The organism is Streptomyces sp. NPDC041068 (genome assembly GCF_040647455.1).
Taxonomy (GTDB): domain Bacteria; phylum Actinomycetota; class Actinomycetes; order Streptomycetales; family Streptomycetaceae; genus Streptomyces.
Map to the genome: position 1 here is coordinate 1 of NZ_JBEZCG010000023.1, position 14237 is coordinate 14237.

General features: G+C 70.1%; 13 protein-coding genes and 2 pseudogenes. 12 read left to right on the forward strand and 3 right to left on the reverse strand.

The window, feature by feature from the left end; all coding sequences use genetic code 11:
* From AB0B50_RS38400 to AB0B50_RS38440, 9 genes and pseudogenes are all read left to right on the forward strand, one after another.
* Positions 1-486: pseudogene (locus AB0B50_RS38400) on the forward strand (ABC transporter); the annotation flags it as partial.
* Entirely contained in the window at positions 483-1271 is a 789-nt protein-coding gene (locus tag AB0B50_RS38405) for an ABC transporter permease (protein ID WP_362340698.1), read from the forward strand. The pseudogene AB0B50_RS38400 and the gene AB0B50_RS38405, both read left to right, overlap by 4 nt.
* A gap of 189 nt (positions 1272-1460) precedes the next feature.
* On the forward strand, positions 1461-2693 hold the full coding sequence (locus AB0B50_RS38410; protein ID WP_362340700.1) for a cytochrome P450: 1233 nt from the start codon (positions 1461-1463) through the stop codon (positions 2691-2693).
* A gap of 4 nt (positions 2694-2697) precedes the next feature.
* The gene (locus AB0B50_RS38415; protein ID WP_362340702.1) at positions 2698-2958 is read left to right on the forward strand and encodes a ferredoxin; all 261 of its coding nucleotides are present in this window, start codon (positions 2698-2700) and stop codon (positions 2956-2958) included.
* Between the two features lie 53 nt (positions 2959-3011).
* On the forward strand, positions 3012-4124 hold the full coding sequence (locus AB0B50_RS38420) for a hypothetical protein (protein WP_362340704.1): 1113 nt from the start codon (positions 3012-3014) through the stop codon (positions 4122-4124).
* A gap of 242 nt (positions 4125-4366) precedes the next feature.
* A complete protein-coding gene (locus tag AB0B50_RS38425; RefSeq protein WP_362340706.1) occupies positions 4367-5254 on the forward strand; it encodes a DUF2268 domain-containing putative Zn-dependent protease in 888 nt (295 codons plus the stop codon).
* A 387-nt stretch (positions 5255-5641) separates the two neighbouring features.
* Positions 5642-6790, forward strand: a complete 1149-nt coding sequence (locus tag AB0B50_RS38430) for a glycosyltransferase (RefSeq protein WP_362340708.1) — start codon at positions 5642-5644, stop codon at positions 6788-6790.
* Between the two features lie 235 nt (positions 6791-7025).
* Positions 7026-8366 (forward strand): hypothetical protein, encoded by a 1341-nt coding sequence (locus AB0B50_RS38435; protein ID WP_362340710.1) that lies wholly within the window; start codon positions 7026-7028, stop codon positions 8364-8366.
* A 212-nt stretch (positions 8367-8578) separates the two neighbouring features.
* Positions 8579-8863: a hypothetical protein gene (locus tag AB0B50_RS38440; protein WP_362340712.1), complete on the forward strand. Its 285-nt coding sequence runs from the start codon at positions 8579-8581 to the stop codon at positions 8861-8863.
* Positions 8864-8949: 86 nt separating this feature from the next.
* Here AB0B50_RS38440 and AB0B50_RS38445 read toward each other — a convergent pair whose 3' ends face one another.
* The 3 genes and pseudogenes from AB0B50_RS38445 to AB0B50_RS38455 form a co-directional block, all read right to left on the reverse strand.
* Positions 8950-9933: a BtrH N-terminal domain-containing protein gene (locus tag AB0B50_RS38445; protein ID WP_362340924.1), complete on the reverse strand. Its 984-nt coding sequence runs from the start codon at positions 9931-9933 to the stop codon at positions 8950-8952.
* A gap of 5 nt (positions 9934-9938) precedes the next feature.
* A complete protein-coding gene (locus tag AB0B50_RS38450) occupies positions 9939-10502 on the reverse strand; it encodes a GDSL-type esterase/lipase family protein (RefSeq protein WP_362340714.1) in 564 nt (187 codons plus the stop codon).
* 104 nt (positions 10503-10606) lie between these two features.
* Positions 10607-11513: pseudogene (locus AB0B50_RS38455) on the reverse strand (FAD-dependent monooxygenase); the annotation flags it as partial.
* A 92-nt stretch (positions 11514-11605) separates the two neighbouring features.
* Here AB0B50_RS38455 and AB0B50_RS38460 point away from each other — a divergent pair.
* The 3 genes from AB0B50_RS38460 to AB0B50_RS38470 all read left to right on the forward strand — a co-directional run bounded on the left by AB0B50_RS38460 (position 11606) and on the right by AB0B50_RS38470 (position 14213).
* Entirely contained in the window at positions 11606-11893 is a 288-nt protein-coding gene (locus AB0B50_RS38460; RefSeq protein WP_362340716.1) for a hypothetical protein, read from the forward strand.
* Between the two features lie 101 nt (positions 11894-11994).
* Entirely contained in the window at positions 11995-13095 is a 1101-nt protein-coding gene (locus AB0B50_RS38465; protein WP_362340718.1) for a hypothetical protein, read from the forward strand.
* Positions 13096-13097: 2 nt separating this feature from the next.
* Positions 13098-14213: a hypothetical protein gene (locus AB0B50_RS38470; protein ID WP_362340720.1), complete on the forward strand. Its 1116-nt coding sequence runs from the start codon at positions 13098-13100 to the stop codon at positions 14211-14213.
* The last annotated feature ends 24 nt before the right edge of the window (positions 14214-14237 follow it).

Genomic DNA, 14237 nt, shown 5'->3' on the forward strand with positions numbered 1-14237 from the left:
CGCCACACCATGTGGGGCATCATCCGCGAGCTGGTCACGGGCGGTGTCACCGTCTTCCTCACCACCCAGTACCTGGAAGAGGCCGACGAACTCGCCGACCGGATCGCGGTGTTGAACGACGGCAAGATCGCCGCGGAGGGCACGGCCGAGGAGCTCAAGCGGCTGATCCCCGGCGGGCACGTGCGGCTCCGCTTCACCGACCCGGTCGTGTACCGGTCCGCCACCGACGCTCTGCGCGAGGGCGCCCGGGACGACGAGGCCCTGGCCCTGCAGATCCCCAGTGACGGCAGTCAGCGCGAACTGCGCGCCGTCCTCGACCGGTTGGACGCCGCCGGCGTCGAGGCGGACGAGCTGACCGTGCACACCCCCGACCTCGACGACGTGTTCTTCGCCCTCACGGGCTCCAGTCAGTCGAGCCAGTCGAGCCAGGTGGACCGTCCGAACCAGCCGAACCAGCCGAACCAGCCGAAGGAGGCCGTGCGATGAGCTCCCTGTCCCTCGCCGTGCGCGACTCGTCCACCATGCTGCGCCGCAACCTCCTGCACGCCAGGCGCTATCCGTCGCTCACCCTGAACCTGCTGCTCACCCCGATCGTCCTGCTGCTGCTCTTCGTCTACATCTTCGGCGACGCGATGAGCGCGGGCCTCGGCGGCGGCGCCGACCGCTCCGACTACATCGCGTACATCGTTCCGGGCATCCTGCTGATGACCATCGGCGGCACCGTGGTCGGTACGGCCGTGTCCGTCTCGAACGACATGACCGAAGGCATCATCGCCCGCTTCCGCACGATGGCCATCCACCGCGGTTCGGTGCTCATCGGGCACGTCATCGGCAGCGTCCTGCAGTCGATCGCCAGCGTCGTGCTCGTCGGCGCCGTCGCCCTGGCCATCGGATTCAGGGCGACGGACGCCACGCCCCTCGAATGGCTTGCGGCCTTCGGGCTCCTCGCCCTGGTCGCCCTGGCACTCACCTGGGTCTCCGTCGGGATGGGCCTGATCAGCCCGAACGCCGAGGCGGCCAGCAACAACGCACTGCCGCTGATCATCCTGCCGTTCATCTCCAGTGCCTTCGTTCCCCTCGACACCATGCCTGGCTGGTTCCAGCCCATCGCCGAGTACCAGCCCTTCACGCCCGCCATCGAGACCCTGCGCGGCCTGCTGCTCGGCAGCGAGATCGGCAACAACGGATGGCTCGCCCTCGCCTGGTGCCTGGGCCTGACCGTGCTCGGCTACCGCTGGTCGAAGTCGGTCTTCAACCGCGACCCGAAGTAGCCGCCATGACGGCTCGGCCCGCCTGCCGCGGCCCGCCCCGGTCGGCCCCGCACTCAATCGCTGCACTCCTCGAACTGCTTCGCACTATGCCGATTCACACGGTTCACGCCATCGACAACATTCACGCCACCCACGGCACTCACACCAGTCACGCCAGCGACACCCCACCCGACGACCGCAGGAGGACTCATGTCTTACGAACCGGCCGACGCAAACGTCGACACCACCGCTGAAGAGCCGCCCACCCTGCCCACCGACCGACACACCGGCTGCCCCTTCGACCCGCCCGCCGAGCTCACCGCGCTGAGCGACAAGCCGCTGCGCCGCATGCGCTACGCCGACGGACACGTGGGCTGGCTGGTCACCGGACATGCCGCGGGCCGTGCGATCCTGGCCGACCCGCGCATCAGCTCACGCTACGAACTCATGCATCCGCCGATCCCCATGCCGGGCCTGCCGGAGCAGATGCCGCCGGCGCCGATCGGCGACATCATCGGCCTCGACGCCCCCGAACACACCCGCTACCGGCGCCTGCTCACCGGGAAGTTCACGGTGCGTCGTATGCGCCACCTCACGGAGCGCGTCGAGCAGTTCACCGCAGAGTGCCTGGACGATATGGAGCAGAACGGCCCCACGGTCGACCTGGTGGAGGCGTTCGCGCAGCCCGTGCCCGCGCTCATGATCTGCGAGCTGCTCGGCGTGCCGTACGAGGACCGGGAGCGTTTCCAGGGTCACGTGGTGACCATCTTCGACCAGTCGGCGGGAGAGGAGGCGAAGGGCGAGGCCTACATGGCGATACTCCAGTACCTGAACGAGCTCGTGCTCGCCAAGCGCGCCGAGCCCACCGATGACCTGCTGAGCGATCTGACCACCTCCGACCTCACGGACGAGGAACTGGCCGGAATCGGCGGGATGTTGCTCGCCGCGGGTATGGACACCACCGCGAACATGCTCAGCCTGGGCACCTTCGCCCTGCTCAGCAACCCCGACCAACTGGAGGCCCTGCGTGCCGACTCCGCACTGGCCGCGCAGACCGTGGAGGAGCTGCTGCGCTACCTCAGCGTGGCCGACCCGCTGCCGCGATCGGCGCTCGAGGACGTCGAGGTGGAGGGCCAACTCATCAAGGCCGGCGAATCGGTGACCGTTTCCGTGCAGGCCACCAACCGCGACCCGGTCAAGTTCCCCGACCCTGACCGGCTCGACATCCACCGCAAGGCCACCGGGCACATGGCCTTCGGTCACGGCCCCCACCAGTGCCTGGGCCAGCAGCTCGCCCGCGTCGAGATGGCCGTCGCGTTCCCTGCGCTCTTCGCCCGCTTCCCCACCCTGCGGCTCGCGGTGCCGCCCCAAGAGGTGCCGCTGCGCGAGCACGCCAATATCTACGGTGTGGCCAGCCTGCCGGTCACCTGGGACAAGGAGTAGTCGCATGAGCGACCGACGCGAGACGTTGACGCTCAGCGTCGACCCCGACCGCTGTGCGGGCGCCGGAATGTGTGTTCTGACGGCTGCTCAAGTCTTTGACCAGGACGACGAGGAAGGCCTGGTGGTACTCAAGACCCCGAGCCCGGCCCCGGAGCACAGGGCGGCTGCCCGGATGGCGGTCGGCCTCTGCCCTGCCGGAGCCATCGCCCTCAACTCCCCGGATTCCTCGGATTCCCCGGATTCCTCGGATTCCCTGGATTCGTAGGGAGTTTCCCCCTCCTCACCCCGGCTTACGATCACCCCGAAGGGGGTGGTCGTATGGCCGAGGAGAGACGTTCCTGGTCGCGGCTCGGGAGATGGTTCGGGCGGGCGGCGCGGCGTCGGGCACCAGAGGAGCTCGCCGAGGTGGAGGAGCGGATCACCGCGTTCGGGGTCGCGCTCGACGAGCACGACTTCTCGCCAGGGGAGCCGGGCTCCACCGACGCGATGCGCGCCGACCTGGGCCGGGCTCTGGACGCGTACGAGGAGGCCAAGCGGGCCTTCGTCGGGGACCGGAACCGCGAGGAGGCCCTGGACGTGCTGCGGGCCCTGGACGAGGGGCGGCACGCGCTGGCCTGTCTCGACGCCCGTCGGGCGGGGCTGCCGCTGCCCCGTCGGCGGCCGCTGTGCTTCTTCGATCCGCGGCACGGGCGGGGGGTGCGGGAGATGCCGTGGGCGCCGGCGGACGGCGCCGTTCGCGATGTCGCGGTGTGTGCGGCGTGCGGGGTTCGGCTGGAGGGGCGGCGAGGTGAGAGGCGTTCCGTTCCAGGACCCGGGGAATCCGGGACCGGGCTCAGGACACCGGGGTCCGGGCAGGCCACCGCACGTCCCGAGGCGGGCGAGCGCGTGCGCGGGCAGGGCCCTGGATCAGGGCGGGTGCGGCTGCCTGCCGTGGGGCGGCCCGCCGTACTGGTGGTGCGCAGCGGTAGCGCCGAGCAGATGACCGTCGTCCTGCTGCGCGGCAAGCAGCGGAAGGGCTACACGCTGGGTGACGGCTTCGATCCGGTCCACGCCCGGGTGCCGCTGCGTCGCTCGGGCAACCGTGAAGTGGCCCGGTTCGAGGTGGAGTTCAGGGGCGGTGCCCGTGGCGACTGGGAGGCGTGGACAGAACCGGCCGACGCCATACCGGAGTTCACGGACCAGATCCACGGGAGCGGGGGAGACCTCGTACGGTACGAGGGTCCGGGCGGGCCGGCTGTGCTGCGGCACCGCGGACGCGGCGACGTACGGCTGCTGGCCCTGGACGACGACCTCGCCGAGTGGACCGAGGCGACCCGCGGCAAGGGCGACGCGGACCTGCCGCTCAACCTGCCGGGGCCCGGTGTCTACCGGGTTCAGGCCCGGGGGAGTTGGGTCATCGAGGCCGAGGGGGATCGGGGTGTAGGAGCCTAGGCGCTGCGCCGCGTTGGTTCGAGGCGCGGCGGGCGGCGACGAGGGGGCCGAGGTCGAGGATGTCGGCCCAGTCGTAGGCCGAGCCGCCATGGGCAACCCTCCGTCCTTCGCGGAGCAGTTCCGGTCGACTGTGTGGAAGCTCCTGTCGGAAGGGTGGAGGGTTGCCCCGGCGTCAAGGTCAAGCAGGTCTCGGCGGCCCGGGCTTGAACCTCCCGCGACGTGAGGTCCTACGGTCCCGAGTCATGAAGATTGTTGTTCACGACACCGCGTCCGCCATGCTCGATCTCCTGCAGCGGCCCCTGGATCAGCGGCCCGACGCCCTGCGGGACATGCTGAGCCCGCTCAAGAGCACGATGTCCGTCATGGGAGATGTCGACCTCGTCCGGATGTACCAGCAGGGGAGCGGCTTCCGGCTCGACCGCGACGACCCGCGATACGTACCCGCTCTGCACCGGATGCGGGACGCGGGGGTGTGGGAACGGATCGAGGACTCCCTCGCCGCCGCGTGGCAGCGGATGAGCGCTGCGGTGCCCGGCATCCGTCACGCCGAGACCGTGGACGTCGTCCTGGTGCTCGGCGATCCCGACGACGACCACCTGATGGTCCGCAGCGCCGGCTACTTCGGGCTGGGCGGGATTCCGGGCGCGCTCCAGCTGGTGATGTGGCCGACCGAGACCAGCCTGGAGAAGATCGGGCACGTCGCCGCACACGAACTCCACCACAACGTGCGCTACGCGAACGTGGCGTGGAACCCGGCCGCGGTGACGGTCGGTGAACACGTCGTCGCCGAGGGGCTCGCTGAGGCGTTCGTGCGGGAGCTGGCCGGTGAGGATGCCATGGGCCCGTGGTCGACGGCCCTGGTCGGGGCCGAACTCGACCGTGCGTACGAGAAGATCACTCGCGGGATCGACGTGGCCGGGATGGAGAACCTGACCGCATACGTTCTCGGTGACGGGACCGCAGAGCGAATGGGGCAACGGCCCGTGGGGTTGCCGGACTTCGCGGGATACGCGGCGGGACTGCGGATCGTGGACGCTCACACGGCGGCCTCCGGTCTGACCGCCGCTCAGAGCACCGCCCTGCCGGCGCGCGAGATCCTCACCAACGCGGGTGTGCCGACCGGCGCCTGAGCGATCCCGGCCCGTGGCGGCCGGGGAGTGGCGCAGCATCCCGGTTCGGCGTTCCAGGCGCCGTACGTTCTGCCTGGGCAGGGGAGGTTTTCGCGTTCCCGTGTCCCGAGTTGACCGCCGTTCGTGGCGGCTGGGACGGATCATGTCGCAAGCTCGAACCGTCTTTGCGACGACTGATCCTCTCCCTGGCGCATGGCTCGGCACGGCACGGCACGGCCGAAGCCCGACTGCCCGTCCGGGTGGTGACGGACCATCAGGACCGGGCATCCGGGCGGGCCATCAGGATACCCATGGCTTCACGGCTTCACGGCTTCACGGGTGAGATGGCGGGTTCTCACGGTCCGGAGCATCGACACCTCCCACCCGAACGAACCCCCTGGAGTATCCGTGACCTTACGGATGGCGATCACCGCCGAACCGATACCTTCGCATGTGTCCGCGCTGGACTACGTCATCTCCCCGGCCCTTGAGCAGGGCCACCAAGTCGCCCTCCACGCCCCCCTGATGTTCCGTCGCCAGGCCCGGCGGCGCGGGGTGGAGTTCCACCGCGCCGGTACGAACTGGACGTGCGATCTCGGCCTTCAGCAGGCGGCGAGCGAGATCTGGAAGGAGTCCGGAAACGCACCCTTCAACCGGTACGTCTTCGGTCACCTCTGGCCGGAACAGGCCGAGGCGAAGGTCCATGACCTGCTCACCGCGTGGACACGGCAGCGGCCCGATCTGGTCATCGCCGAGTGCAGCGATCTCGGCGCGCACCTCGCCGCCCGGATCCTGGAACTGCCTCTGATCGCAGCGGACAACGGTCTCGGCCCACTGCTCCTGGACCTCTGGGAAACCGACATCGCACCCGCCCTTGTCCCCCTCTACAAGCGGTACGAGCAGGACACACCCGCACTGCCGCCGATGCTCACCCCCGCGCCGGTCCGGTGGTTTTACGAAACGCCTCCGCCCGCGGCGCGCGCGGTCCGACGCACCGTCGCCGACTTCCGGAGCCTGGCCCCCGAGTGGCTGGACCGCTTTCCCTCCTCACGCCCCCTCTTTTATGTGAGCCTCGGCACCTTGACCACCGCGATGTCCGGTCTCCGTACCGTCGTGGAGAGCGCCTACCGGCAGATCATGGCCGCGCTCTCCGGGATCGACTGCTACGCGATCGTGTCCGCGGGCGGCCTCGCGAAGCACCTGCCGAGCGCGGGCTCCCGCGTCGAGATCGTCGAGTACGCCCCACAGCCCGCGCTCCTGCGCCGCGCCGACCTGTTCGTGACACACGGAGGACGGGCCTCCCTTCTCGACGCGGTGCAGGGCGCAACGCCCGTCCTGGGCATGGGGGTTCTCGCCGACCAGCCCGACAACGCCGCCGCGTTCGCGCGGCGCGGCCTGGGCCGTGCGCTGGATCTCACGGCGACGCGCGCCGAGATGGCCGATGCCGTGACCACCGTCCTCGGCAGCGCGCGCTACGGCGCGGCCATGAGCGCCGCCGACGCCGAACTGTCCCAGCTGCCGCCGCTGGACCTCGCGGAACTGCGGGAGAGCCTCTGATGGCTCCCGCTCCCGCACGGCTCCGGCCGCAACGGGCCCGGCACCGCCACGAGTTCACAGACCACGCCCACGGGTGCGCACGAGATCGCCCGCACGGAGAAGCGCGCCGCCTCCCATTTCCCGGTCATATGCAGCTACAGTTCTTTGCCCCCACAGCACCACCAACTCCCCCCACGACTGCATCCCGTACTCACGTACGTCCGTACGTAGTTCCACCGGAAAGGGAACGCCAGCCGTGTCTCAGCACCACCGTCTCAGACCCGCAGCCGTCGCCTCCGCGGCCGCTTTCGTCGTCCTCGCCCTCGGGTTCACCGGCACCGCCCACGCCGCACCCGCCACCGCCCCCAGCTCCGCCGCCCGTACCGGCGACGACCCGGACCAGCCCGACAATCCCCTCTACGACGCCCCCGAGAGCTTCCACGTCGCATCCGGGCGTGAGGCCGTCTCCCTCTCCTGGAGCCGGCTCTCCGCGGCCACGGCCTACGAGGTCTACCGCGCCGAGGCCGAGGGAACCGGCCCGGACGAGGTCGGCCCCTACGCGCTGATCGCCACCGTGGGCACGGACTCCTACGTCGACGACGCCGCCGACCCCGACGTCGAGTACGCCTACAAGGTCCGCGCCCTGGACGACGCCGGTCACGTCTCGCCCTACACCGAAGCCCGCCGCGGCACCCGGGACACCGTCGCGCCCTTCGCGCCGCGGGACCTCACCCGCGCCCGCGAGGACGAGCGCGGTGTGACGCTGACGTGGCGTAGCGGGGACTCGGATGCGGTGAAGTACGTGGTGTACCGCGCCGAGACCCCCAACGCCCACCGCACGAAGATCGGTACGACGACTTCGCTCACCTTCCGCGACACGAAGGGCGATCCGGGTCTCACGTACTCGTACGAGGTGAAGGGAGTCGACGCCGTCGGGAACGAGTCCGGGGCGTCGAACGCGGTGACCGGCACCAAGACCGTCACCCCCAGCACCGCGCCGAAGGCTCCCACGCTCGGTCACGCCGGCCTGGTGGGCAAGCGGCTCACGCTGTCGTGGTGGCAGAGCCCGCACGTGCCGGTCTCCTCCTACACGGTCTACCGTTCCAAGACCTCCCCGGTCGACGTCACCGACCCGGCCAACCGTGTGGCCACCACGACGAAGACCGAGTACACCGGCATGGTGGGTGAGGACGCGGGCGAGCGCGACTACTACTACGCGATCGTCGCCACGACCCAGCACTCCGTCGCTTCGCCCGCCTCCGCATCGGTCAAGCCGACGTACAAGGATCCGCAGCCGCCGCGCGCCACGGAGTTCTACGAGGTCGCGCCGGGCGCGGGCAGTGTCAGGCTCGCGTGGTTCGATGTCCCGTACGGCAGCGACGAGGCGCCTGTGAGCGGCTACCGCGTCTACCGCTCCACCAAGCCGCACATCACCAAGGAAAACGCCGAGTTCAGCCACGACGTGACGACCGGCGCGGAGTACGTGGACCGCGGCCTGACGGGCGGCACGGAGTACTACTACGCCGTCGCCACGCTCAACGAGGACGGCCTGGAGTCCGCCCTCTCGCCCGAGGTGTCGGCCACGCCGTCCGGCTGACGGACAAGGGTCCGGGAGGCTACCGCCGGCCTCCCGGATCCGATCCGTAGGCAATCAGCCAGTCACTGCCGACGTACGGCACGGGCTCGTCCCACGCCGCTGCCCGTGACCTTCACCTTCAGCCCGAACCCGCAGGTAGCAGGCGAAGGTAGCCTGACGTGAAGGATCAAAGGGGTGGGGCAGTGATCAGGCGGTGGCACGCGGCACTAGGCGTGAACGTGCTGCTCGGTATCCCGGCCGTCGTCCCGGTATGGATGCTCTACTACCTCGCCGTCACCTGGGTGCACTCGGCACCGGAAGAGAACGACGGCTTCGGAGTTGTCCTGATCTTGCTCGGCCCCCTCGTCGCTGCCTGCGGATTCCTCTGGTGGGCAGCCAACGTGCCATGCGCGCGGCGCACGCAACTTCACTCAGCCCAGTACTGGGCACTCAGCCTCCTCGGCATGCTCCTTCCCTCTGCTGCGCTCTTCACCAATTCCTCTGTCGGAAGCCGCTGAGGAGCGCTCCTCGTGGCAAGGCCAGTGCTTGGCATGAGCTGGCTGGATCATCTGTCGGACAGGGCCTGCTCCGTGGAAGGGCGGGGTCAGAGCATGCTGAGTTCCTGCATCGCCTCGCGTTCGATGCGCGAGAGCTCGTGGAGGACGGAAGCGGCCTGCGTGAGGGGTTCGGGTTGCTCGGATTCTCCTGCTGCAGTGACGAGCGTGGCCACCTGCGTCCAGAGTGCGGCGGCCTCGGCGTACAGCCTCTGGCCCGTACGCAGGTGACTGCTGTCGACCAGCTGGGCGCACTCGGCGAGAAAGTCCCGGTAGAGATTGCGGAACAGGGCGCCGCCCGTGCCCGCCCTCTCCATCAGGACCGCTGCCCGCGGCAGGTCCTCCCGCGGATTGTCGGTGCGCTGCAGCCACTTCGGGACTTGCCCGGCGGCCTTTTCGATGCCTCCATGGCCCAGATTCGAGATGGGCGGGTTCAGGAACGCCTCGGCGCAGGTCTTGATCGCGGGGATGACCCGGTCCTGTGATGACACCTGACCGCTCGGCGCTGTGATGGTGAAGGAGCGGTGCTTGGCGGTCATCGGGCCCCGCTCGGCCCTGGCCCTGGCCAGGCCGTCGAGGCCGGTGGAGACTGCTCCGCCCTGCGGGGCGGTGTCCACCAGGTAGGCGTCCTGGTCGTCGTACCCGTACATGGCCACGACGTGCCCGCCGAAGTGCACCTTGGTGGTGAAGTAGTCCAGGTGGTAGCTGTCGAGCTGAAGGCCGACGGGCCGACCGGCGTCGATGGGGCCCGCCACGTTCTGCCATGCCTTGCGCGACGACGTGGTCTCTTCGACCAGCAGCTCAAGACCGAGCGTGGCGGCCAGGTTCCTGGTGAGCTCGAAGGGTTTGACCCGGCCTCCGAGGAAGGGAAAGCCCATGCTCTTGCTGTCCCAGTAGATGAAGGACAGCCCGGAGCCGAGCCCGAACAGCATGGGTTCGGAGAGGTCGATCCCCTCATGCCGCAGCAGCACACCCAGCGCAGTCGTCTCGCAGTGCTGCATGCCGCGCACATCGATGTCCTTCACCATGGTCATACGGCTCATTCTCCTCCCTCACCTGTCCCCTTCAAGGACCAGCCGCAGCCAGGCCGAAGCGAGTGCGGCGTGACCGGCAGGGGGCGGGTGGACGCCGTCCTCGGCCCAGTGTTCCGGCTCGGTCGTCGCGGAGAGGTCGGCGAACATGCTGTCGGCGCGAAGCAGATGGGCACCGCACGTGGCGGCGAGGTCCCGCACGGCCTGGATCTTCGGGTCCAGGTCGGCACGCCACTCCTTGCGCACCGCCTCTCCGATGTGTGCGTGACCGCCCCCGGCCTCTCCAGCGTGTGCCAACCCATGTCGTTGACCCCGACGAGGATCGACACGACGTCCGGGCGCGCGTCGAGCACGTCCGCCTGCCAGCGGGGTTCGAGGTCCATCACCTTGTGGCCGGCGATCGCGGAGTTCAGCCAGGTGACGGGGCGGTCGGGGTGCCTGAAGCCCCACTCTCCCGCGATGTGCAGCGGGTAGCCGAAGCCCAGGCCGTCCTCGCTCTCCAGCCGCTGGCTGTCGGTGATCGAGTCACCGGTGAACATCACGGTGGTTCCCGGGCGCAGAGTGATCGTCATGTGTGCTCCTTGATAGGTGATAGGTGATAGGTGATAGGTGAGAGGCGGGAGGCGGGGGATGAGAGGTGGGTTGAGGGGGCGCGGAGGGGCGGGAAGGCCGTGGCTCAGATTCCTGACGGGGTGAACCACCGGTCGGCCGCCTGCTCGAACCCCTGCGGATCGAAGTCCCGATCGCCCGCCCAGGCCACGACACCGTCCGGCCGGACGAGTACGGCACCCAGCCCGAGGTCGTTCCTCGCCGCCCCGGCCACGTGACGCAGGCTGCTCCGCCGACCAACCGCCGCCTCGCGCAGTCGGCAGTCGGCAGTCGGCGCTGAAGTCGAGCGCGACGCCTCGTCCGTCCCGCAACAGCTCGCCGAGGCGACTGCCGCCTTCGAGACGGAAGTCCGGGGCGTTGCGGCCGATCAGCGGCTGCTCGCTGCCGAGGTCGTAGCGGTGCGACGTGCCCGACACCTTCTCGTACACGTGGGTCGTCCCGTCGCGGGTCCCGAGAAGGTCGCGCATCAGCTCTCGGAGCGCCCGGCCGTGGGGGTCCGGCCGCATCACCGCCGCCTGGGCGCGCGTCCAGTCGAGCACCCAGGCACCGATCGGATGCCGCTCCCGGGTGTACGTGTCCAGGAGCCCGTCCGGCGCGTACCCGGCCACGGTCGCCGCGAGCTTCCACCCCAGGTTCACGGCGTCGCCGATGCCGAGGTTGAGTCCCTGTCCGCCGACGGGGGAGTGGATGTGCGCGGCGTCGCCCGCGAGCAGGACGCGCCCGAGCCGGTAGGTCGTCGTCTGCATCGCGCGGTCGGTGAAGCTCGATGCGAGGCGGACGTCGCTCAGTGTCACGTCGGTGCCGGACACCTTACGCAGTACTGCCTGGAGGTGGTCGAGCGTCGGCTGCCGCGAGCGGTCGAAGGCGCCGCGGTCGAAGTCCATCATGCCGATGTGCTCGGTGGACATCCGCAGGTGCATGCCCGTCGGCGTCAGGTGGATCCCGGGGCTCAGCTCGTCGGGTTCGGCGACAGTGGCGGGGCGCGCTCTGTCTCGAACTCGGCGACGCGGCGGGCGCCGAAGAAGCGCTGGGTCGGGCATACGCGGCGGCAGTCGCCAGCGGGGACATGCCGATCGTGGCAACGGTGGCGGTGACAGTGGCCGGCCTGGCCGCGTCGCACGGAGAGTTCCGCGACGTCGCAGTTCTGCTCGGCGCGGCCGCCCGCCTCCGTGGCGCCCACGACCGCACCGATCCGCAGATCCGCACGCTGAGCGGCCGCGGTCGAGCCGCGCTGGGTGACGAGTGCTTCACCGAGGCGTACGAGAGCGGGTGGCGACTGGACCTGGCAGCGGCCTTGACCCGGACCGATCCGGTGCGGCGGTTGCCGACACCTGGGCCTCAGCAGAAAGCGTGATCGGCTGAATACTCTCTGTTCACGGGAGTTGGGCGCTCATAGGCTCTGCGACCTTCGCGTCCTGACGTGCCTGACGTGTTCTGGAGTGTTCTGGGGGTCATATGAGCGGTCTCCGTGCGCTCATCGTCTGCTTTGTGATCGCGTGTGCCGCAGTCGTGCCGTCGGCGGCTTCCGCTTCGGCTGCGTCGCCGACGGCGACCGGCGGCACGACCGCTGCCGGGAAACCGAGTTGGTCGGCGCTGCCGGTGCCGGCGGCGGCCCCGCCGGTGACCGTGTCCGATCTGGCCGCCCGCGGGCCGGGCGAGGCATGGGCGACGGGGTACGAGCACGCCGCCGATGGACTGCGGCCGATGCTGTACCGGTGGGACGGCAAGGCGTGGAGCCGGGACGTCACCTTCCCTGGTGCCGGGGAACCGGGCTGGCTCGGCAAGGTGCAGTTCGTCGGCGACGAGGTGTGGATCTTCCACAACCGAGAGGGGGCGGGGGAGATCCTGCGCCGGTCGGCGGGAGGGTGGAGCACCGTCCCGCTGCCGCAAACCCTGTGGGTGTACCAGGACTTCACCGCGGTGCCGGGGGGCGCGTGGGTGGTCGGTGAGGACGACACCGGACTGAAGGTGCTGCACTACGACGGTTCCGGCTGGACCACACAGTCCACCCCGGACGACGTGCTGTTCCTGATGGGGGTCACCGCGCGTACGGCCACCGAGGCCTGGGCCTGGGCGGACAGAAGGACCGGCGGGACCGCCGTCCTGCGCTGGGACGGCACGTCGTGGCGCGACGCGAAGGTGCTGCTGCCCTCGAACAGCAACGTACACACGATGCTGCTCGAACCGTCCGGCCGGGCCACGATCGGCGGCAGCCAGTACACCGACGGCGTGTCCCGCACCTACCTGATGACCTTCAACGGTCAGACGTGGCACACCACTTACCCACCGCTGGACGACGACACCTACACCGAGGGCATGGCGCGTGGCGCGGACGGCGCGCTGTGGGTGCCGCTGGTCAGCGACCGCGCGTTCCAGTCGAAGTACGCACGGGTGGACGGCCGGCGCACCACCTTCTCGTACGGTCCGGAGCGCACGAACGCGATCGACGTCGACCCACGCGCACTGGCGAGGACAGGTCCCTCGCTGCTGTCCTTCGGGACCGTCGAGATCTACGGCTCGAAACCGAACCTGATGAGCGAGCGGCTGGGAGGATGACCATGGTGCGCCGACTTCTTGTCGCGGCCCTCGCGGCCGCCGTGACCATCGTGACCGTGCTGACCTCGGCCGCGGCGAACACGCGGGTCCAGTCCTGGCAACACGTTCCGGTCCCGGCGCAGGTACGTCCACAGGCCGGGCTCAACGAAGCCGTGGCGTTCGGGCCGGGCCGGGCGTGGGCAGTGGGATCCGACGCCGTCGGCCGCGAGGCGCCGGGCTTTCCGCTGATGCTGCGCTGGGACGGAAGCGCGTGGCAGCGCCAGAGTCTGCTCGGGGTCCGCTGGCAGGGAGAACTGCTGTCCATCGCCGCGACCTCACCGTCCGCGATCTGGGCCGTCGGCCGCGACTCGACGGGCGGCGCGCACCTGCTCCGTTTCGACGGCACCGCCTGGTCCGAGAGCCGTCCGCCGCGCGGAGTCGGCCTGGACAAGGTCGTCACGGGCGGCGACGAGACCTGGCTGATCGGTGCGCGGGACCGCGGGCAGGCCTTGCTGCGCTGGGACGGGCGCCGCTGGCAGGACATGCCGGTGCCGCCGGGAGCCGTGTACGGCCTGCACGTCAAGGCAGCCGACGACGTCTGGGCCGCGGGTGCCGCCGACTCGAGCGCGGCCGTGTCGCACTGGGACGGTCGGGCGTGGCAGCAGTGGAAGGTGGACGGGGTGCCGCGGTCGTCCGTGAGCAGTGTGCTGGCGGTCTCGCCGACCGAGGTGTGGGCAGGCGGTACGGGCGGCTTCATCGGCGGCCCGCCGGGCCGACCGATTCCGCCTCTGCTGGTCCGCTTCGACGGACAGACGTGGAACCGGGTGAGCGTGCCCGCGGACTTCGGCGCGATCAACTCACTGACGCCCGACACAGCAGGCAGCGTGGCCTGGGTCTCGGTGGCCCGCTCCCTGAAGTGGGCCCCACCGGGCACCAGCCCGCCGCTGGTCCCCGGCCCGGACTTCCTCGCCTGGAACGGACGGTCGTTCACGGAGCACGACGAACCGGCGGTGACGGGGGAAGGCGACTCCACGCTGCTGCGCCTTGCGCCGGTGCCGGGCGCGGACACGGTGTGGTCGGTCGGCCGCGCCACCGGCCCGGAGAACACCTTTGCTCCGCGCATCCTGCGGTTCGGCTGAGAGAAAAGAGAGGAGGCACGCATC

Excerpts from the sequence above, each read along its gene's own strand:
- AB0B50_RS38420 (WP_362340704.1), top strand. The coding sequence starts at position 3,012 with ATGGCCGAGGAGAGACGTTCCTGGTCGCGGCTCGGGAGATGGTTCGGG.
- AB0B50_RS38415 (WP_362340702.1), top strand. The coding sequence starts at position 2,698 with ATGAGCGACCGACGCGAGACGTTGACGCTCAGCGTCGACCCCGACCGC.
- AB0B50_RS38470 (WP_362340720.1), top strand. The coding sequence starts at position 13,098 with ATGGTGCGCCGACTTCTTGTCGCGGCCCTCGCGGCCGCCGTGACCATC.
- AB0B50_RS38460 (WP_362340716.1), top strand. The coding sequence starts at position 11,606 with ATGCCGATCGTGGCAACGGTGGCGGTGACAGTGGCCGGCCTGGCCGCG.
- AB0B50_RS38410 (WP_362340700.1), top strand. The coding sequence starts at position 1,461 with ATGTCTTACGAACCGGCCGACGCAAACGTCGACACCACCGCTGAAGAG.
- AB0B50_RS38445 (WP_362340924.1), bottom strand. The coding sequence starts at position 9,933 with ATGACCATGGTGAAGGACATCGATGTGCGCGGCATGCAGCACTGCGAG.
- AB0B50_RS38465 (WP_362340718.1), top strand. The coding sequence starts at position 11,995 with ATGAGCGGTCTCCGTGCGCTCATCGTCTGCTTTGTGATCGCGTGTGCC.
- AB0B50_RS38425 (WP_362340706.1), top strand. The coding sequence starts at position 4,367 with ATGAAGATTGTTGTTCACGACACCGCGTCCGCCATGCTCGATCTCCTG.
- AB0B50_RS38405 (WP_362340698.1), top strand. The coding sequence starts at position 483 with ATGAGCTCCCTGTCCCTCGCCGTGCGCGACTCGTCCACCATGCTGCGC.
- AB0B50_RS38450 (WP_362340714.1), bottom strand. The coding sequence starts at position 10,502 with ATGACGATCACTCTGCGCCCGGGAACCACCGTGATGTTCACCGGTGAC.